This window comes from Pannonibacter phragmitetus, assembly GCF_050510895.1.
GTDB classification, from domain to species: domain Bacteria; phylum Pseudomonadota; class Alphaproteobacteria; order Rhizobiales; family Stappiaceae; genus Pannonibacter; species Pannonibacter phragmitetus_B.
Map to the genome: position 1 here is coordinate 3,275,785 of NZ_JBNINT010000001.1, position 19,587 is coordinate 3,295,371.

The 19,587-nt window shown below is 61.5% G+C and carries 16 protein-coding genes and 4 pseudogenes; 11 read left to right on the forward strand and 9 right to left on the reverse strand.

What is annotated here, in order from left to right; all coding sequences use genetic code 11:
- Nucleotides 1-88 precede the first annotated feature (88 nt).
- The 8 genes and pseudogenes from betI (at nucleotide 89) to ACQB61_RS15630 (ending at nucleotide 8,235) form a co-directional block, all read left to right on the forward strand.
- Nucleotides 89-712, forward strand: coding sequence for a transcriptional regulator BetI (gene betI / locus ACQB61_RS15595; protein ID WP_430513365.1), 624 nt, complete (start codon nucleotides 89-91; stop codon nucleotides 710-712).
- Nucleotides 709-2,366, forward strand: a pseudogene (betA, locus tag ACQB61_RS15600) (choline dehydrogenase). The gene betI and the pseudogene betA overlap by 4 nt, the downstream one beginning before the upstream one ends.
- 63 nt (nucleotides 2,367-2,429) lie before the next feature.
- Nucleotides 2,430-3,893, forward strand: a complete 1,464-nt coding sequence (gene betB, locus ACQB61_RS15605) for a betaine-aldehyde dehydrogenase (RefSeq protein ID WP_430513366.1) — start codon at nucleotides 2,430-2,432, stop codon at nucleotides 3,891-3,893.
- Nucleotides 3,894-4,224: 331 nt separating this feature from the next.
- Nucleotides 4,225-5,407 (forward strand): annotated as a pseudogene (locus ACQB61_RS15610) (NAD(P)/FAD-dependent oxidoreductase).
- Nucleotides 5,408-5,483: 76 nt separating this feature from the next.
- Nucleotides 5,484-6,545, forward strand: a complete 1,062-nt coding sequence (locus tag ACQB61_RS15615; RefSeq protein ID WP_430514388.1) for a LacI family DNA-binding transcriptional regulator — start codon at nucleotides 5,484-5,486, stop codon at nucleotides 6,543-6,545.
- Nucleotides 6,546-6,639: 94 nt separating this feature from the next.
- Complete coding sequence (locus ACQB61_RS15620; protein WP_430513367.1) at nucleotides 6,640-7,098, forward strand: Rrf2 family transcriptional regulator; 459 nt, start codon at nucleotides 6,640-6,642, stop codon at nucleotides 7,096-7,098.
- A gap of 447 nt (nucleotides 7,099-7,545) precedes the next feature.
- The gene (gene hemP / locus ACQB61_RS15625; RefSeq protein WP_430513368.1) at nucleotides 7,546-7,767 is read left to right on the forward strand and encodes a hemin uptake protein HemP; all 222 of its coding nucleotides are present in this window, start codon (nucleotides 7,546-7,548) and stop codon (nucleotides 7,765-7,767) included.
- Nucleotides 7,768-7,887: 120 nt separating this feature from the next.
- Nucleotides 7,888-8,235 (forward strand): DMT family protein, encoded by a 348-nt coding sequence (locus ACQB61_RS15630; protein WP_026355444.1) that lies wholly within the window; start codon nucleotides 7,888-7,890, stop codon nucleotides 8,233-8,235.
- 102 nt (nucleotides 8,236-8,337) lie between these two features.
- On the opposite strand, the gene ACQB61_RS15635 is transcribed toward ACQB61_RS15630, so the two are convergent.
- From ACQB61_RS15635 to kynB, 7 genes and pseudogenes are all read right to left on the reverse strand, one after another.
- The gene (locus ACQB61_RS15635; RefSeq protein ID WP_430514389.1) at nucleotides 8,338-8,907 is read right to left on the reverse strand and encodes a hypothetical protein; all 570 of its coding nucleotides are present in this window, start codon (nucleotides 8,905-8,907) and stop codon (nucleotides 8,338-8,340) included.
- On the reverse strand, nucleotides 8,838-9,542 hold the full coding sequence (locus ACQB61_RS15640) for an ABC transporter substrate-binding protein (protein ID WP_430513369.1): 705 nt from the start codon (nucleotides 9,540-9,542) through the stop codon (nucleotides 8,838-8,840). Before ACQB61_RS15640 ends, ACQB61_RS15635 begins: the two co-directional genes overlap by 70 nt.
- A 64-nt stretch (nucleotides 9,543-9,606) precedes the next feature.
- Entirely contained in the window at nucleotides 9,607-10,572 is a 966-nt protein-coding gene (locus ACQB61_RS15645; RefSeq protein WP_430513370.1) for a branched-chain amino acid ABC transporter permease, read from the reverse strand.
- 15 nt (nucleotides 10,573-10,587) lie between these two features.
- On the reverse strand, nucleotides 10,588-11,460 hold the full coding sequence (locus ACQB61_RS15650) for a branched-chain amino acid ABC transporter permease (protein WP_430513371.1): 873 nt from the start codon (nucleotides 11,458-11,460) through the stop codon (nucleotides 10,588-10,590).
- Nucleotides 11,461-11,472: 12 nt separating this feature from the next.
- Nucleotides 11,473-12,180 (reverse strand): ABC transporter ATP-binding protein, encoded by a 708-nt coding sequence (locus tag ACQB61_RS15655; protein WP_430513372.1) that lies wholly within the window; start codon nucleotides 12,178-12,180, stop codon nucleotides 11,473-11,475.
- Nucleotides 12,177-12,946: pseudogene (locus tag ACQB61_RS15660) on the reverse strand (ABC transporter ATP-binding protein). The gene ACQB61_RS15655 and the pseudogene ACQB61_RS15660 overlap by 4 nt, the downstream one beginning before the upstream one ends.
- Before the next feature lie 70 nt (nucleotides 12,947-13,016).
- Nucleotides 13,017-13,652 carry an arylformamidase gene (gene kynB / locus ACQB61_RS15665; RefSeq protein WP_430513373.1) on the reverse strand — a complete coding sequence of 212 codons (636 nt, stop codon included), beginning with the start codon at nucleotides 13,650-13,652 and terminating at the stop codon, nucleotides 13,017-13,019.
- A gap of 687 nt (nucleotides 13,653-14,339) precedes the next feature.
- On the opposite strand from kynB, the gene ACQB61_RS15670 reads away from it, so the two are divergent.
- Both ACQB61_RS15670 and ACQB61_RS15675 read left to right on the forward strand, forming a co-directional pair.
- Complete coding sequence (locus ACQB61_RS15670; RefSeq protein ID WP_430513374.1) at nucleotides 14,340-15,269, forward strand: hypothetical protein; 930 nt, start codon at nucleotides 14,340-14,342, stop codon at nucleotides 15,267-15,269.
- The gene (locus ACQB61_RS15675; protein ID WP_430514390.1) at nucleotides 15,227-16,432 is read left to right on the forward strand and encodes a putative bifunctional diguanylate cyclase/phosphodiesterase; all 1,206 of its coding nucleotides are present in this window, start codon (nucleotides 15,227-15,229) and stop codon (nucleotides 16,430-16,432) included. The genes ACQB61_RS15670 and ACQB61_RS15675 overlap by 43 nt, the downstream gene beginning before the upstream one ends.
- 42 nt (nucleotides 16,433-16,474) lie before the next feature.
- Here the strand turns inward: ACQB61_RS15675 and kynA are convergent, their stop codons facing one another.
- Nucleotides 16,475-17,317 carry a tryptophan 2,3-dioxygenase gene (gene kynA / locus ACQB61_RS15680; RefSeq protein ID WP_430513375.1) on the reverse strand — a complete coding sequence of 281 codons (843 nt, stop codon included), beginning with the start codon at nucleotides 17,315-17,317 and terminating at the stop codon, nucleotides 16,475-16,477.
- A gap of 1 nt (nucleotide 17,318) precedes the next feature.
- A pseudogene (kynU, locus tag ACQB61_RS15685) lies at nucleotides 17,319-18,547 on the reverse strand (kynureninase).
- A 177-nt stretch (nucleotides 18,548-18,724) separates the two neighbouring features.
- On the opposite strand from kynU, the gene ACQB61_RS15690 reads away from it, so the two are divergent.
- Entirely contained in the window at nucleotides 18,725-19,423 is a 699-nt protein-coding gene (locus tag ACQB61_RS15690) for a GntR family transcriptional regulator (protein WP_430513376.1), read from the forward strand.
- Nucleotides 19,424-19,587 lie beyond the last annotated feature (164 nt).

Here is a 19,587-nt window from a genome sequence, read left to right on the forward strand (position 1 = left end):
AATGAAACATTTTGCCGCAGGCTTGGCAAGTTTTGATTGATTGATCGATCAATTAAAAATATCCATAGGGCATGGAAAGGAGTGCCTGATGCCGAAAATCGGGATGGAAGCGGAACGCCGCCGCACCCTCATCGAAGCGACGGTGGACGCGATTCACGAGACGGGTTTCTGTGATGTGACAGTTGCGCAGATCGCCCGCCGCGCCGGAGTATCCGGCGGACTGGCTCACCACTATTTTGGCTCGAAAGATCAACTGCTTGCGGCCACCATGCGGCACCTGCTGCACGAGCTGGGTCAGGGCATCCGCTCAAGGCTTGCTGCCGCCTCAACCCCGCGTGAACGGATCTCTGCCATCATCGCCGGGAACTTCGATCCGGAGCAGTTCCGCGAGGCCGTGATTGCCGCGTGGCTGTCGTTCTACGCGCAGGCCCAGACAGCCGAATCCAACCAGCGCCTGCTGCGCATCTATGCCGCGCGCCTGACTTCCAACCTCACCTTCAACCTCAAGGCCTTCCTGTCTGCGAGAGATGCGGCGGAAGTCGCCGAAGGCACCGCCTCCATGATCGACGGCGTGTGGATCCGTCAGGCCCTGAGCCGGAAATCGCCGGACCGGGAAGCCGCCATCCGCATGGTGGAGGACTATGTGGAAGCGCAGATCCGTATGCGTCAGGCCGCTTCAAAGTCCAATGCCAGACCCGAGGTGCAGCCATGAGCGGATATGACTTCATCATCGTTGGCGCCGGTTCTGCGGGCTGCGCCATGGCCGCGCGGCTGTCGGAAGACCCGTCTAGCCGCGTGCTTGTGCTGGAATTTGGCGGCACGGATGCCGGGCCCTTCATCCAGATGCCGGCCGCCCTCTCCTATCCCATGAACATGCGCCGCTATGACTGGGGCTTTGCCAGCGAGCCGGAGCCGCATCTGGGCGGCCGCGTGCTGGCGACACCCCGCGGCAAGGTGATCGGCGGCTCCTCCTCAATCAACGGCATGGTCTATGTGCGCGGTCACGCGAAGGACTTCGACACCTGGGAAGCGATGGGCGCCAGCGGCTGGGGATACCGGCATGTGCTGCCCTATTTCCAGCGGATGGAGAATGCCAAGGCTGGTGACGATGGCTGGCGCGGGCGCAGCGGCCCCTGCATGTGCAGCGCGGGCCCAAGCACAACCCGCTGTTCAATGCCTTCATCGAAGCCGGGCGGCAGGCGGGTTATGAGACCACTGCCGACTACAATGGCGAGAAGCAGGAAGGCTTCGGCGACATGGAGATGACCGTCTACAAGGGTCAGCGCTGGTCCGCCGCAAATGCCTATCTGAAGCCCGCCCTCAAGCGCGGCAATGTGGACCTGATCACCGGCGCGCTTGTTCGGCGGGTAGTGATCGAAAATGGCCGGGCCACAGGCGTGGAATATCAGCGCGGCAGCGGCACACCTCAGGTGGTCCATGCCCGGCGCGAGGTGATCATCTCCGCCTCGTCGATCAACTCGCCCAAGCTGCTGATGCACTCCGGCATCGGCCCGGCGCAGCATCTGAAGGACAACGGCATCGAGGTTGTGGCAGACCGGCCCGGCGTCGGCGCCAACCTGCAGGACCATCTGGAGCTTTACCTGCAGCAAGCCTGCACCCAGCCGGTCACGCTCTACAAGCACTGGAATCTCATTTCCAAGGCGCTGATCGGGGCGCAGTGGCTTCTCACCGGCAAGGGGCTTGGGGCTTCCAACCAGTTCGAGACCTGCGCCTTCATCCGCTCCAAGGCCGGCATCGACTATCCGGACATCCAGTTCCACTTCATCCCCTTTGCCGTGCGCTATGACGGCAAGGCGGCGGCGGAGGGGCACGGATTCCAGGCCCATGTGGGGCCGATGCGCTCCAAGTCACGCGGCGCGGTGCGGCTCAGAAGCGGTGATCCGCTGGACAAGCCGTCGATCCGCTTCAACTACATGTCCCATGCCGATGACTGGGCCGATTTCCGTGCCTGCATCCGCCTGACGCGGGAGATCTTCGGGCAGGAGGCTTTCACTCCCTTCCGGGGCAAGGAAATTCAGCCCGGCAGCCATCTGCAAAGCGACGAGGAGCTGGACGGCTTCATCCGCGAGCATGTGGAAAGCGCCTATCACCCCTGCGGCACCTGCCGCATGGGGGCCAAGGACGATCCCATGGCCGTGGTGGACCCGGAATGCCGGGTGATCGGCGTTGATGGGTTACGGGTGGCGGACAGTTCCATCTTCCCGCAGGTGACCAACGGCAATCTCAATGCCCCCTCGATCATGGTGGGCGAGAAGGCTTCGGACCATATCCTTGGCCGCACGCCCCTGCCCGCCTCCAATCAGGAACCGTGGATCCATCCGGACTGGCAAAACAGCCAGCGTTGATCCAAAAGACCGAACAGAAGAGTGCCCGAAGCGGCACCCAGTCAACAGAACGGAGCGAAGCCCATGCGCGCGCAACCCGCAGCCTCCCACTATATCGGCGGCGCCTATGTGGAGAGCCCCGAAGGCTCTGCATTCGACAGCATCTACCCGGCTACCGGCGAAGTGATCGCCCGGCTGCATGGCGCAGATGACGCCACCATCGAAGCGGCCATGGCAGCCGCCCGCGAAGGGCAGAAACTCTGGGCCGCAACACCTGCCGCCGAGCGCGGCCGGGTGCTGCGCCGGGCGGCGGACATCCTGCGCCAGCAGAACCGGGAGCTGAGCGAGCTTGAAACGCTGGACACTGGCAAGCCCTTGCAGGAAACGCTCATCGCCGATGCGGCTTCCGGCGCGGACTGCCTCGAATATTTCGGCAATCTCGCCGCCACGCTGACCGGCGAGCACATCGATCTGGGCGGCTCCTTCGCCTACACCCGCCGCGAGCCGCTGGGCATCTGCGTTGGGATCGGCGCATGGAACTACCCGATCCAGATCGCCTGCTGGAAGGCCGCTCCCGCCCTTGCCTGCGGCAATGCCATGATCTTCAAGCCCTCGGAAGTGACGCCGCTCTCCGCCCTGAAGCTGGCTGAAGCGCTCACGGAGGCTGGCGTTCCTGCCGGGGTGTTCAACGTGGTGCAGGGCGCGGGCGATGTGGGGGCAAAGCTCGTCTCCCATCCGGCTGTCGCCAAGGTCTCCGTCACCGGCTCCGTGCCGACGGGCCGCAAGGTGGCTGGCCTTGCGGGCTCCAACCTCAAGCATCTGACGCTGGAACTCGGCGGCAAGTCGCCGCTGATCCTGTTCGATGATTCAGATCTGGAAAGCGCCGTCTCGGCAGCCATCAACGCCAATTTCTATTCCACCGGCCAGATCTGTTCCAACGGCACCCGCGTCTTCGTGCAGAAGGGCCTGAAGGAAGCCTTCCTGAAGCGCCTTGCCGAGCGCACCGCCAATGCGGTGATGGGCGACCCGCTGGACGAGGCCGTCAACCTCGGCCCGCTCGTGTCAAAGGCGCAGTACGACAAGGTGCTCGGCTACATGAAGCTGGGCCAGGACGAAGGCGCAAGGCTCGTCTGCGGCGGCAAGGCCGCGCAGGTGCCGCAGTTCCCGCAAGGCCTGTTCGTGGAGCCGACCGTCTTTGCCGATGTTCAGGACTCCATGCGCATTGCCCGGGAAGAAATCTTCGGCCCGGTGATGTGCGTGCTCGATTTCGAAACGGAAGAAGAAGTCGTCACCCGCGCCAACGCCACCGAATTCGGCCTCGGCGCCGGTGTCTTCACCCGCGACATCCAGCGCGCCCACCGGGTCATCGGCCAGCTTCAGGCGGGCACTTGCTGGATCAACACCTACAACCTCACACCCATCGAAATGCCCTTCGGCGGCTTCAAATCTTCCGGCATCGGCCGCGAAAACGGCCACGCGGCCATTGCCCACTACAGCCAGATCAAGAGCGTCTACGTGGAAATGGGACGGACTGAGGCGGCTTATTGAGGGGGAACAGGGCAGGGATTAGTCCGGTTAGCCCGTCAGGCACCAACTCCTCTCCCCCTTGAGGGGAGATGCCCCCGGCAGGGGGGCAGAGGGGGTAACGGCCTGCCCGCATGTGAGAGAGGTCCTGCCGTACTGAAGCGCTGCCCCCCTCTGTCTGCTAACGCAGACATCTCCCCCTCAAGGGGGAGAGGGGCGCTGCGGCCACCGGACAGTGCTGTGTCTCTCTCGTAACCCCGGCACATTGCAACCTTATAATCAGACTGCACCAACAAGCATAGGAAGCGGATAGCCCCCGCTAGCCGTCCCACCGGCAAAGCCCTATAAGCAGCCCATGACAGATATTGATGTTCTTGTCCTCGGCGCCGGGGCGGCCGGGTTGATGTGTGCGATTGAGGCGGGAAAGCGGGGGCTTTCCGTGCTGGTGATCGACCATGCCAAACGCCCGGCGGAGAAGATCCGCATTTCCGGCGGCGGGCGGTGCAACTTCACCAATTTGCACACCACGCCGGCCAATTTCCTGTCGCAGAACCCGCGCTTCTGCGTTTCGGCGCTGAAGCGCTATACGCCGCTGCATTTCCTCAAGCTGGTGGAGGCGCACCGCATTCCCTGGCATGAGAAGACGCTGGGCCAGCTGTTCTGCGACAACGCGGCCATGGACATCATCCATATGCTGCTGCGCGAAGCGGAGGCGGCGGGGGTGAAGCTGTGGATGGAAACGTCCTTTACCGCCGTCAGCAAGCCGGATGACCGGTTTTCCGTTGCCACCTCACGCGGGCCCTGCGCGCCCGGGCGCTGGTGGTGGCGACAGGCGGGCCTTCGATCCCGAAAATGGGTGCCACCGGCATCGGCTACGAGATTGCAAAGCAGTTTGGCCTTGCCGTGGTTCCGCCCCGCCCCGCGCTGGTGCCGCTGACCTTTTCGGACGACAACAAGATCCTCTGCACGAAACTTGCGGGCGTGTCGGTGGATGCGGTCGTCAGCTTCGGCAAGACGCGCTTCCGCGAGGGGCTGCTCTTCACGCACCGGGGCTTTCCGGCCCGTCGATCCTGCAGATCTCGTCCTACTGGCGCGAGGGCCTGCCGGTCACCATCGACCTGCTGCCGCAGACGGATGTGTTTGCCGCACTAAAGACGGGCAAGACCAGCCACGGCAAGCAGGATGTGCGCACTGCGCTCGCCGGGCTTTTGCCCAAACGGCTAGCCGAAGAGCTGAGCGCCGCCCATGGCTTTGGCGGACGGCTGGCCGACCAGCCCGACAAGGTGCTGCAAAAGATGGGCAGCGCCATCAACAGCTGGCAGCTGCTGCCCGCAGGCACGGAAGGCTACCGCACGGCGGAGGTGACATTGGGCGGTGTGGACACAACCGCCCTCTCCTCCCGCTCCATGGAAGCCAATGATGTGCCGGGGCTCTATTTCATCGGCGAGGTGGTGGATGTGACCGGGCATCTCGGCGGGTTCAATTTCCAGTGGGCCTGGGCCTCGGGCCATGCGGCAGGGCAGGCTGTACTCGGCTAAAAGCTGCACTTGCTGCATCGCACAAATTTGCTGACAAGCCCGTTGCGGCCGCTATAGTCGGGGCAGCTGGGGAGTGATGATGCAGCGTGTGACCATTCATGATGTGGCGGCAAGGGCCGGAGTGAGCCTTGCCACCGTTGACAGAGTGCTGAACGGCCGGCCCGGTGTGCGGGCGGCCACGGTGGAACGGGTTGAAACAGCCGTGCGGGAGCTGGGCTATACGCCCGATGTTCATGCAGCCAACCTTGCCAAACGCCGCCGTTACCGGCTTCACTTCCTCATCCCCCAAAGCACCAACGCCTTCATGGAAGACCTGAAGCGTGAGGCCGAACAGGTGGCACAGCGCGTTGCCAGCGAGCGGGTGGTAATGACCATCACCCCCATCGATGCCTTCGACAGCCATTCGGTCGCCGGAACGCTGGCCGTGCTCGACAAGACCATCTGCGACGGGGTGGCCGTGGTTGCCCCAAGTTCACCGGAAGTGCGCGCCGCCATCGACCGGCTGGCCATGCGGGAGGTTCCGGTCGTCACCCTTATTTCCGATCATCCAGCCTCGGCACGTGCGCATTTCGCCGGTATCGACAACGTGGCGGCGGGGCGCTCTGCCGGGCAGCTGCTTGCCCGGTTCATTGCCGGAAACCGGCCCGGTGCTACGGCCAAGGTCGGCTTCATCGCAGGCTCGCTTGGCCTGCGCGATCACGCTGAGCGTCACGGCAGCTGTCTTGAGGTGCTGGAAGAGCTTCAGCCCGGACTGCAGGCCCTAAAGGTGCGTGAAGGCCGTGACGACAACGAGCGCACCCGCGACATCACCCTGCGCCTGCTGGACGAGCATCCGGACCTTGAGGGGCTCTACAATGCAGGCGGAGGCAACCGGGGAGTCATTTCGGCGCTGGAGGAACGCGGTGTTGCGCGGCAGGTGACCTTCATCGCCCATGAGCTGACACCCTACACCCGCCGGGCGCTGATCGACGGCACCATTGATGCGCTGATCGCCCAGAACCCCGGACACGAGATCCGCAGTGCAGTCCGGGTGCTGAAGGCGTTGATCGACGGCACGCCGGTGATCGCAGAGCAGGAGCGGATCGGCATCGACATCTTCCTGCCGGGGAATCTCCCGCCGGAGACGCTCAAAAACTGACGTATCGGCACCAAGGCCGTGAGCCGCAGAATGCTGCGGTCCTTACGCGTTTATCCCATTGACGGTAGCCCCTGTTGAGGACATATTAAAACCTATGCGTCTTACTCAACAAACCAACTATGCCGTTCGCACGCTGATGTACTGCGCAGCGAACCCGGACCGTCCCAGCAAGGTGGCAGAGATTGCCGCCAGCTTCGGCATGTCCGAAACGCACCTGTTCAAGATCATGAAGATCCTGGTGGATGCGGACCTCATCAAGACCCTTCGCGGCCGCAATGGCGGGATCGTGCTGGCGAGACCCGCCGACCAGATCACGCTGGGCGAGGTCGTGCGGGTTGCCGAAGAATCCTTCTATCTGGCTGAGTGCTTCAACTCCGGCCGGAAGGATTGCCCGATCCTGACGACCTGCGGCTTCAACGGCGTTCTGCATGAGGCGCTGGAGGCTTTCATGGACGTGCTCGACAGCAAGACCATCGAGGACATCTCCGAGAACCGCAAGGACCTGCGCCAGCTGCTGAACATCGGCGAAATTTCTCTCGCCGCCGCCAGCTGACCGGCAGCACGGCCTGGAGCCGGGCCGAAAGGCCATCGCATTGAGACGCCGGTCCTGACAGGTCCGGCGTTTTTTATTGGAGGGCAGCGATGAGGCGCTCATGCCGCGTCAACCGAAGGGTTGCCTGCGGATGAATGTCTTTTCCGGAAACTGTTCTGGGAGAGTGTGCCTCAAAGGGCAGAATCGGGCCCGCAGGCCTCCCCGCTTGAGGCGGGGAACGCCGGGCTGGCTTGCTGTCTGAGGGAGAGGAGAAAACAGCTGGCTTGCCAGGCATTTTGACTGAAGGTCAGCCTCCTGAGGAGTGTGGTTCGAAGGACGCGATTTCCGAAGCACCGCCGCTCAGGCCTTGTCTTGATAGCTTATTATGAGTATTACAGTCAAGTTAAATGTTGCGGGCTCGCCGCACATTGGAACTTGTCCAAACTGTTGAGCTGTCGAGGTAATTTCATGCGCCACGTCCCTCCCTCCCACGCCGTGCCCAGCCAGAACAGCCTGCGCCAGGAAAAGCTGAGCCTGCCCGGCATGCGCAAGAGCGCAGCGGCAGACCACAACGGCGCGCTGGAAAGCACATCCCTGTTCAAGGGCGCACGCGAAGTGCGCATCCGGCACAATGACGAGACCTACCGGCTGACGATCACCAAGCTCGGCAAACTGATTCTGACAAAATGATGCCAAGAGGAAGCAAGAAGGCCTTGCGCGCGCCGCAAACTGCGCGCAAGTGAAGGCGTCTGGTCACACGGCAGGAAACATGCCTGACCAGCGCCTTTCCCCGCCGGAGTATATCCAGACATGGCTTCCCTTCCCGTTCCGCTGGTGACCATCGGTCTCCTGCTGGCCTCCAACATCTTCATGACCTTCGCCTGGTATGGCCATCTGAAGTTCAAGAGCACTGCGCTCTGGATCGTCATCATGGTCAGTTGGGGGATCGCCTTTTTCGAGTATTGCCTGCAGGTTCCAGCCAACCGCATCGGCTACGGCTATTTCAATGCCGCCGAGTTGAAGACCATTCAGGAAGTGCTGACGCTGACGGTCTTCGTGCTCTTCTCCGTTTTCTATCTGGGGGAGCCGCTGCGCTTCAATCACCTGATCGGCTTCTCGCTCATCGCCCTTGGCGCAGGCTTCATCTTCCGCGGCTGATTCCTGCCCTGTAGAAACGAAAACCGGCAGCCTTTGGGGCCGCCGGTCTCATGTGATCATTTATGCCAAGTGCCAGCCCAACCTTGGGGCCAACACCTCACATCACTTCATTTCGGTCAGGACTTCGAAGCCGTTTGCACCGACCTTGAACAGGGAGTAGGCGCCCGGAACGTCACCGGCCTCGTCAAAGGAATGCTCGCCTGCAGCGCCCTGATAGTCGATGGCCTTGCCAGCGGCGATCAGTTCCTTGGCCTTCTTCCACTCGCCCGGAAGGATCGGCTCACCGCCTTCAGCGCCGGCCACCTGACGGATGGCAGCTGCCACCTTGGACTTGTCGCCACCGGCCTTTTCAATGGCCAGAGCCATCAGGAAGGCTGCGTCATAGGAGGTGGTGACGAAGATCGCATCCGGATCGCCGCCCTTGGCCTTGAAGGCTGCATTGAAGGCTTCAAGAGCTGCCGACTTCTCGCCGACTGGCGAGGACGCCACGAAGGTGGTGAGATTGTCAGCACCCAGCTCGCGGATCGGAGCGTCGGACTTCATGCCGTCACCGCCGACGAACTTCTCGAAGAAGCCGTTTTCCAGTGCCTCGCGCAGCATGGTCAGGCCGCTGCCATCGCCGTAGTCGAAGATGACGAGCGTGTCTGCACCGCCCTTTGCGAGTTCGGCCAGGTTGGAGCGGTAGAGGCCTTCTCGCCCTCATGGGCTGCGAAACCAGCGATCTCGCCGCCAATGGCCTCGTATTCGGCCTTGAAGGCATTGGCGAGACCGGAGCCGTAGTCATTGTTGAGGTAGGCAACGGCCACCTTGCCATAGCCCTGAGCCTTCAACGTACGAGCAAGGGCACGGCCCTGGAAGTCGTCGGACGGCACAGTGCGGAACACGGTGTCATTGTCCTTCAGGCCGGTGATTTCCGGCGAGGTGCCCGACGGGGTGATGAGCGCGATGCCAGCCGGGATGGTGACCGAGTTGGCGGTGGCAATCACGGCGCCCGAGCAGTGCGGGCCAACAATGCCGACAACGCCGTCGATGTTGACAGCCTTGGTGGCTGCGTCCGTGCCGTTCTGCGGGTTACAGGCGCTGTCGCCGATGACCGGGACGAGCTTTTCACCGGCCATAATGCCGCCCTGCTCGTTCACTTCGGCAATCGCCAGCTGGGCGGAATCGATCATGGCCGGGGCCATGGCCGCAATCGGGCCGGAAATGCCGCCGAGCAGGCCAACCTTCACATCTGCCTTGGCCGGAACGCTGGCCAGAGCAGTCGCGGCCAGGAGCGAACCTGCCAGAGCGAGAAGCTTATGCGTCATTTCATTACCTCCACAAAGCGGGGGCTTTTGCCCCTCATTACAAACTTTCAGTCCCGCGGCCAGGTCAGGCACCAGTCCCCTGCTTCTGCGGCCTGGGCGGGTTATCCGGAAGGGTTTCCGGCAACAGCCCTTCGGAGCGGAAGCGCAGGACAAGCTGCAGCATCAGTCCGATAAGGAAGACGCGGATATACTTGGCCTTAACCGCATATTCATGCGGCAGGCGGTCCGTTGCAATCTCTGAAACAGACCAAATGATCCATACAATCGCTGCACCCAGGATTGCCCCCTTGTTATTGCCCGACCCGCCGAGGATCAGCATGATCCAGACGAGGAACGTGGCAATCATCGGGTCGATGGCTTCGGGGGTGATCGAGCGGTTGAAATGGGCGAACAGCGCTCCGCCGAGACCCATCATCGCTGCACCGAAAATGAATGACTGCAAACGGCGGTAAGCAATGTCCTTGCCCATGGCCGTCGCTGCTAGTTCGTTGTCGCGGATGGCGCGCATCATGCGGCCCCAGGGCGAGTTGATCTGCCGCTGGATCAGCATGTAGGCGACGCCCAGCACCACAATCACGATGGCCAGATAGGCCATCTGCGACTGAACGTAAGGCAGGTCTCCGAAGGGGCGCGGAATGCCGGTAATGCCGCGAGCGCCGCCCGTCAGCGCGTCCTCCGACTTGATGACGAGGCGGATGATTTCGGCGATGCCGATGGTCGCAATCGCCAGATAATCGGAGCGGAAGCGCAGACAGATCTTGCCGATCGGCCAGGCGATGGCGCCGGCTGCCAGCATGGCACCGGCCCAGCCCACGAGCACCGGCATGTCATAGCCGCCGATCCGGCCGTCCACGTGCGGGCTCGTCAGAATGGCAGAGGTGTAGGCACCAACGGCAAAGAAACCCGCGATGCCGGCATTGAACAGGCCGGTGAAGCCCCACTGAATGTTCAGCCCCAGCGCCAGAAGCGCATAGATGCCGATGAAGACGCCCATGAACAGGGCATAGTTTGCAAGGCCGATGAGTTCCATGGCGCAATCTCCCTGTCAGAGGACCTTGCCGCGCAGCAGGCCCGTAGGCCGCACCAGCAGCATGAACAGCAGGATGGCAAAGGCCATGCCTGCCTTGTACTCGCTCGGAATGAACATCACGGACATTTCCTCCGCGATGCCGACGATCAGCCCGCCAAGCACGGCCCCTTCCACACGGCCGACGCCGCCCAGAATGGCGGCTGCAAACATCGGCAGCAGCATGGACCAGCCCATCATCGGCTTCAGCTCGGTGTTAAGCCCGAGGAAGACACCGGAGGCCGCGCAAAGGCCGCCCGCGATGATCCAGGTCAGCATCACGACCTTGCGGTTGTCGATGCCCGACAGCAGCGCCAGATTGGGGTTGTCCGACATGGCGCGCATCGCCTTGCCCCACTTGGAGCGGGACAGGAAGAGCTGAAGCCCGGCCACCAGCACCAGCATGGCGATGAGCGTGTAGATCTCCCGGTCCCGCACGCGGATGCCGAAGTAGTCCTCCGGCCGCACCAGCCCACGGGAATAGGTCTGGGTATCAACACCCCAGACCACCTGCACCACGGCACGGACCATCAGAGCCGCACCCAGTGTTGCCATCACGGTGATGATCTTCGGCCGGTTTCGCAGGTGCTCATAGAACAGCTTGTCGAGCCCCACCGCCACACCAGCCGTCGCCAGGATGGCAAAGGGCAGCGCCGCCAGGGGCGGAATGCCAAGGGCCGTCACCATTGCCAGCGCCAGGAAGGCGCCCAGCGTTGCCAGATCACCATGGGCCAGATGCGCAAAGCGCAAGATCGCAAACACCAGCGTGATGCCGACTGCGCCCAGTGCATAGATGGAGCCCATGACGAGCCCCGGCACGATGTAGAAATTGATGAAATCCAGAAAGGTCATCTTGTCTCAGCCTCACCCGCCCAGGAACATTTCTGCGACCTCGCGGTCGGCGAGAAGCGCCTGCCCCGTGCCCTCGTGCCGGTTTGCCCCTGCCGCCAGCACATAGGCCCGGTCAGCAAAGGCAAGAGCCTGCTTGGCATGCTGCTCCACCAGCAGGATGGCAACGCCGGTTTCCCGGACATCGCGGCTGATCTGGAAGATCTGCTCCATGTATTTCGGCGAGAGGCCCGCCGTCGGCTCATCCAGCAACAGGAGCTTGGGATCGAGCATCAGCGCCCGGCCCATGGCAACCATCTGCCGCTGGCCACCAGACAGGTTGCCTGCGGGCGTCTTGCGGCGCTCCTTCAAATCCGGGAACAGTGTGTAGACCCGGTCAAAGGCCGCCGAGAGATCACCCTTGCGCAGGAAGGCACCCATTTCGAGATTCTCGTGGATGCTCATTTCGCGGAAGATGTTGTCCACCTGGGGCACATAGCAAATGCCGCGCTGGACGATCTGGTTCGGTTCCCAGCTGGTGATATCGGTGCCATCGAAGGTGATGGAACCGCCGCGAATGGTGAGAAGGCCGAAGATGGCCTTCATCGCGGTCGACTTTCCCGCGCCGTTGGGACCGACGATGACCACGATCTCGCGGTCATTCACCGTCATCGACACCTCATTGAGGATATTGGTCTCGCCATAGCCCCCGGTGAGGGACTGCATCGTCAGGAGCGCGCTCATGCTGCATCTCCCTGCGATTCACCGAGATAGGCTTCGAGCACCCTTGGATCGGAGCGCACGGTCTGGAAGTCTCCGGCGATGAGAACCTTGCCTTCCGCCATGCAAACGACCGGATGGCAGAGCTTCTCGATCATTTCCATGTCATGCTCGATGAGGATGAAAGTGTAACCGCGTTCCCGGTTGAGGATCTGGATCTTCTCTTCCAGCTTGCGCAACAGTGTGCGGTTGACGCCGGCCGCCGGCTCATCCAGCAAAACCAGCTTGGCATCCGTCATCATGGTGCGGCCAAGTTCCAGCAGCTTCTTCTGCCCGCCGGAGAGATTGCCGGCCCGCTCGCCCGCGACATGGGTAAGTTCAAGGAAGTCCAGCGTCTCCCACGCCCGGCGCACCACTTCCGCCTCTGTGCTGGCCACCTTACCCCAGTTGAACCAGTTGGACAGAAGGTTCTCCCCGGCTGCGCCGGAGCCACCATCATCAAGTTTTCCAGCGCCGTCAGCCGGTGAAACTCATGCGGGATCTGGAAGGTGCGCACCAGACCCTTGTGGAACAGCTTGTTGGCCGGAAGGCCGGTGACATCCTCGCCACAGAAGCGGATCTTGCCCGCCACCGGAGGAAATGCACCTGCAATGAGATTGAAGAGTGTGGTCTTGCCAGCGCCATTGGGACCGATCAGGCCTGTGATCGTGCCTTCCTTCACCTGGAAGGTACAGTGATCAACAGCCGTAAAGCCGCCAAACTGCATGACAAGCTGGTCGAGTTCCAGCATCTGTTTTTCCCCGCCGCTGCAATTGGCAGCGCCCTTATTGTTTCTTTTTGCGCCCCGTATCAGGTTTCCCTCACCCTCCCGCGAGCGTACGCAGGACAGCCCTGACAGGCGCCGCATCCAGTCCTTGTAGCCGGATGGGCAAAGCAATCAACTCATAATCCCCCGGCTCAACGCCCGCCAGTACCAGATTTTCCAGAATCCGCATGTCATGGCGGAACACAGTCATGTGAGACGGAAGGTCCTTTGAGGTATCGGGGTCTACCGACGGCACATCGACACCTACCAGGCGCACACCTCGTGATGCCAGCAGCTCGACCGTTTCCGGCGCAAGGGTGCGGAAGCCTTCCGGCCAGACATCCGGGTCAAGGCTTTCCTCACAGCGCAGCAGCACCCGTTGCGGCACGCCCGCAAGAGCCGCCTCAATGTCCTGCGGCTCAACGAGCGGGCCTGCGCCTCTTGCGTCAATCACCCGGGCCGGACCGACGTAATCCTCCAGCGCCAGCTGATCGATTGTGGCGCCATCCTTTGCGTAATGCAGCGGCGCGTCCGCATGGGCACCGCAATGCACCGACATGGAAAAAGCCGCCACATTGACCGGGCAGCCGGGACCTATGGAAAAAGTCTGCCGCAGCTCAAAACTGGCATCCCCTGGAAACACGGCAGAACTGGCCCGAAGCGGTGGTGTAATGTCGATAAGACGGGACAAGGCAAACTCCGGTTACGGCCAGTCATACCAACGCTGAAAGGGCCTGACACACTGAACACAGCTAAAGCCATTGCCGCGACTGAACAATCAAGGCGGGATGCGGCAGAAGCTCACGGCCTCCAGATAGCAGGGCGCAATACAGCGCAAAAGCAGTCTGAAAATGAGATTACTTTAAATTTAAAACATATCAAGAGTGCCTTTCGGCTTTTCGTGACAAGCCAAATCCGGCGAGATGAAAACGTTTCCTAATTCCGCAGACTTGACCAGCCACAACCACCCATATTCAACCTTAGATACACATATCGCCACAAAAAGCCTCAATCCGATGAATACGGCAGAGAAATTCCAAGTATTTTCAGACCCTTCCATGACACTGGCGCTTCCCCCTTGTTTACCATAGGCATAGGGAACGAGGGCAAGAAATGCCGGAAAGCGCATAATTTCAAATGAAATTGGCAACATGCACGCATTGGAATTTACTTATTCGTAACTATCCCGATTAAGCCTTGAAAAACACATTCAATGAATACTGACATACAAGAGTGCGATTAGAGATTGAAAGGGGCTTGGCATTTCTTGGATCCTGTCAAAACCTGTTAAACCTCACAATGCCAACATCAATTCGTCATCGTAGATGCAAATGCTGATTTTTGAGAATTAACCCCAAGGCTATATGGCACCAGGTCAATGAAGTCAGAGACGGACGATATCCTCCGGACTTGCGAGGTGGAGGCAGACGAGCTGCTTGACCAGCTTGGACGGATCGCGACCGCATTGTGGATCTATGACTTCGATCTGAAGCGTATCATGTGGGCCAATGCCAGCGGCCTCGAGGTCTGGGGAGCGTCGAGCCTCGAACAATTGCGGTCCCGTGATCTCGGCTCGGATATGTCCCGAACAGTGGCTGAGCGGCTGAATCAGTATAAGGCTGACTTCCAGCGAAGCGATGCAAGCTTCGCGGAAACCTGGACGCTGTATCCTCTCGGTGTGCCCAAGACGCTGCAGGTCATCTTCCGGGGTATCCGTCTGAAGGATGGCCGCACCGGCATGCTGTGCGAAGGAATCGTCAATCACGAGATCAGGCCGGAGACCCTGCGCAGTGCTGAAGCGCTGCTGCATACGCCTGTCATGATCTCCCTTTATTCCCGCAAAGGCGCTCCGCTCTACCGCAATCCTGCCTCACGCGCCTCGCAGATCGAGACAGATCTCACCCTCCAGAACCGGCTTGTGGACGGGTCCATCGCAGAGGCCATGATGGGAGCCTTGGACTATGGCTCGGATTGCAAGGTCGTGGCGCAGACCCGCACCTCGAATGGCATCCGCTGGCACGAGATAACCGCCAGAACCTGCCGCGATGCGGTCACCGGTGTGCAGGCCTATCTGGTGAGCGAGATTGATGTCACCGAGTTGAAGGAAACCCAGGAACGGGCAAGGTTTCTGGCCGACCACGATTTCCTGACCGGCCTGCCCAACCGGCTCTATCTTCAGTCTCATCTCCCGGCCATGATCAACGCGGCTCTGACCGGGGGCGGAGCCTCTATCTTTATTTCATCGATCTCAATGGCTTCAAGGTCATCAATGACACGCTGGGCCATGTCACGGGAGATCTGTTGCTGAGCGCGGCCGCTGCCCGCCTGTCCGGATTTACCGGAGACAGAGGAACAGTTGCGCGGCTTGGCGGCGATGAGTTCATTGTCTGCATTCCTGACCAGATCGACGGCCTCAACCCGCAGGAGTTCGGCCGTCAGCTGCTGGATCTTTTCAGTGAACCCATGGACATCGGCGGCCAGCTGCTGCAGGTCACCGCTTCGGCAGGCATGAGCGTCTGCCCGAACGACGGCAAGGACATGGACACCTTGATGCGTCATGGCGATCTTGCGCTGTACGAAGCGCGGGGCGGACGCGCCAACAAGGTCACCCCGTTCTCCATGGACCTGCGTCAGCGTCTTGATGAGCGTGTGGCGCTGGAGCAAGACCTATGGCGGGCGCTGGAGAACAACGAGTTCCTGCTGCATTTCCAGCCTCGTGTCTGCGTCAGAACCGGCGCTATCCTCTCAGCCGAAGCCCTGATCCGGTGGCAGCATCCCACTCGCGGACTGTTGGGCCCAGGCAGCTTTATCCCGGCCTGTGAAGAGACCGGCCTGATCGTGGAGGTGGGCGAATGGGTCTACCGGCAAGTGGCTCAGCACCAGAAGCACCTGCAGGACGCAGGCGTTGACATCAGCCTTTCGCTGAACCTCTCCGTGCGCCAGTTCCAGGATCAGGAGCTGATCGAAAAGCTCCTGCTGCTGCCGCAGGAGACCGGATGTGATCCGCACAGGATCGGTTTCGAGATCACCGAGTCCATGCTTCTGGGGGACAGCCCCTCCATGCGCTTCTCCCTCTCACGCATGAAGAAGTGCGGTTACAATATCCTGATCGATGATTTCGGCACGGGCTATTCCAACCTGGCCTATCTGCAGAACTATCCGATTGATGTGCTGAAGATTGACCGTACCTTCATCAATGACCTGAAGACGGCAGCTCCGATCACCCGGTTGATCATCTCCCTCGGCAATGTGCTGAATGTGCGGATCGTGGCGGAGGGTGTCGAAACAGCCGAGCAGCTTGAATGGCTGCGAGCCAATGGCTGCGATGAATATCAAGGGTTCCTCTTCAGCCGGCCGGTGCCTTTTGCCGATCTCATCCAGCAGTGCGAAGAGGATCAGGAGCGGCGGCGCACGCAGTCCAAGGTGCTGAAAGTGCGCAAGCCCCGGCAGGTGAGCGCCCGCCGGGGCTGACCCGGTCCCGATGAAACCCGCGCATCGGGATTTGCAGCAAGATCACAGGTCTGCGCGCAGATCCCATAGTTCGGGGAAGAGCACCACCTCGAGCATGCGCCGCAGATAGACCACACCGCTGGTGCCGCCGGTGCCGCGCTTGAAGCCGATCACACGTTCCACCGTGGTCACATGGTTGAAGCGCCAGCGCCGGAAATAATCCTCGAAATCGACCAGTTTTTCCGCCAGCTCGTAGAGCGTCCAGTAACGCGCCGGGTCGCGGTAGACCTCGATCCATGCGGCGCGAACGGTCTCGTCGGCGGCATAGGGTTGCGACACATCCCGGTTGAGCATTGCGTCTGAAATCTCGAAGCCGGAGCGGGCAAGCAGGCGGATGGCCTCGTCATAAAGGCTGGTTTCCTGACGGATTGCTTCCAGCCAGCCATGAACGCCGGGCACATGCTCATGCGGACGCATCATGGCTGCGTTCTTGTTGCCCGCCATGAATTCGATCGCCCGGTACTGGAACGACTGAAAGCCGGAAGACTGGCCAAGCGCCGTGCGAAACGTCGTGTAGTCACTGGGCGTCATGGTGCGCAGCACGTCCCAGGCCGAATTCAACTGCTCAAATATCCGCGCCACGCGGGTAAGCAGCTTGAAGGCTGGCTGAACGTTGCCGCTGGCGATATGGGCCTTGGCCGAAGCCAGCTCATGCAGCGCCAGCTTCATCCACAATTCGGAAGTCTGGTGCTGGATGATGAACAGCAATTCGTCATCCGCTTCGGACAGAGGCGCCTGAGCCGTCAGGATCTTGTCCAGCGACAGGTAGTCGCCATAGGACATGCGCCCGTCAAAGCGCATCTGCGCGCCATCTTCCGATGGATCATAAGGGGTCTTGGCGGTCATCTCAGGTCACCTTGGCGCGGGTCTTGAACTGCGGCGCATCCCAGCTGCGGGTGGCAAGGATATCGGCCAGAATGTCGACGGCCTTCACCACATCAGCATGCGACAGGTAGAGCGGGGTGAAGCCGAAGCGGACAATATCCGGCGCCCGGAAATCGCCGATGACGCCGCGCGCGATCAGTGCCTGCATCAGGGCATAGCCCTCGGCAAAGCGGAAGGACACCTGGCTGCCACGCTCATCCGGATTGCGCGGGCTCGCAAGCTCCAGCCCCTCGCAGCGGCTCTCCACCTCACGGATGAACAACTCGCACAGGGAAACGGACTTGGCCCGCAGCACCTCCATGTCCACATCGTCAAACACATCCAGCGCCGCATCGAGTGCGGAGAGCGACAGGATTGGCGGCGTGCCGACGCGGAACTGGTCAACACCCTTGGCACCGCGGTAATCGAGATCGAAAGCAAAAGGCGCATCGTGGCCCATCCAGCCATTCAGCGGCTGGCGGGCAACGGCCTGATGGCGCTCTGCCACATAGAGGAAAGACGGAGCACCGGGCCCACCGTTGAGATACTTGTAGCCGCAGCCGATGGCAAAATCGGCACCGCAGGCGTCCAGCTCCACCTTGAAGGCGCCGGCAGAATGGGCGAGATCCCAAATGGCCAAAGCGCCAGCTTCATGCGCAAGCCGGGTCAGCTCAGCCATGTCATGACGGCGGCCCGTGCGGTAATCGACCTGCGTGATCATTGTCACCGCGATTTCATCCGTGATGGCGCCCGCCACCTCTTCCGGCGCGACGAGGCGCAGCTCATGTCCCGCATCCAGCAGGTCCCGCAAGCCCTGCGCCATGTAGAGGTCCGTCGGGAAATTGCCGGTGTCGGAGAGGATCACCTTGCGCTCCGGGCGCAGGGCAAGGGCAGCCGAGAGCACCTTGAACAGGTTGATCGAGGTGCTGTCACCGGCGATCACCGTGCCGGGCGCCGCGCCCACCAGACGGCCGATCCTGTCACCCACGCGGCGTGGCAGATCAACCCAGTCATGCTCGTTCCAGGCGCGAATGAGGCTTTCACCCCACTGCTTGCTCACCACATCTGCCACCCGCTGCGGCACATGCGCCGGCAGCGTGCCGAGGAGTTGCCGTCCAGATAGATGACGCCCTCGGGCAGGGCAAAGGCGGCGCGCTTGGGGCCAAGCGGGTCGCCCTGATCAAGCGGATGAACGCTGGATGCTCCGGTCATGAAATCTCCCTCAGTCAGACTTGCTGCGCCCTTGGGCGCACACTGCCACAGCAACGGCTGCCTCATGCGGTCACGCTAACAGGGGACCTGCACGCCCGCAAGGATTATATATAATTTGACAGGTCATATATTCCTGATCAGATGCACGGGAAATCACAACCGGGACCCCCGTGCGGAATGCCGAAGACCGAAGACGCCTATAACGCCCTGCGCTCCGCCATTCTGGAATGCGCACTGCCACCGGATGCGCCTCTGACCGTCTCCTTGCTGAAAGAGCGGTTCGGCTTTGGCTGGACACCGCTGCGCGAAGCCCTGTCGCGGCTGGAGGCTGAGCGCTTGGTGGTTCTCATGCCCAATCGCGGCTACAGGGTCTGCGGCGTCTCGGCGGAAAGTCTGCGCGATTTGCAGGAGGCCCGGCTTGCAATCGAACCAAGGCTTTTCATCCGCTCCATTGCCGAGGGTGGGGAAGACTGGGAAGGGCGTGTGGTCGCGGCCCATCACCAGCTGGCTTCCACGCCTGTTCCGGTGCCGCATGCAGCGCGCGATGCCATCCACCTGTGGGAGCGGCGGCACGATGCATTTCACGCCGCCCTTCTTTCGGGCACGCAGGCACCCTGGCTGCAGCTTTTTGCCAGCCAGGTGAATGATCAGCTACGGCGCCACCAGCGGCACATGCTCAGCTCTCCTGAGGTGCGCGCCCGCATGGATGACGACCCGCACGGGCGGCTGCGGGAAACCTATGAAAAAACGCTTGGCCTTGGACCGCATACAGAACTGATGCAGGCAGCGCTGGACAGGGACCCGGACCGCGCCGCCCGCCTTCTGACGGATCATATCGGCTTCTCGCTCGCGGTTTTTGAGGCTTTGTGGTCCTGACACGGCTCCGTGACAGGAATGCTTGTTCGCAGGATCCTATCTGCGCGGCAAAGCGGCAAGAGGTCTGGCATGCGCCGTAGCATCAGATAGGTCTGCCGGGAGAATACAAGAAAGCTCGACCAGAAGCCTCGCCGCGAATATTGTCGAGTGCTGAAACACTGGCG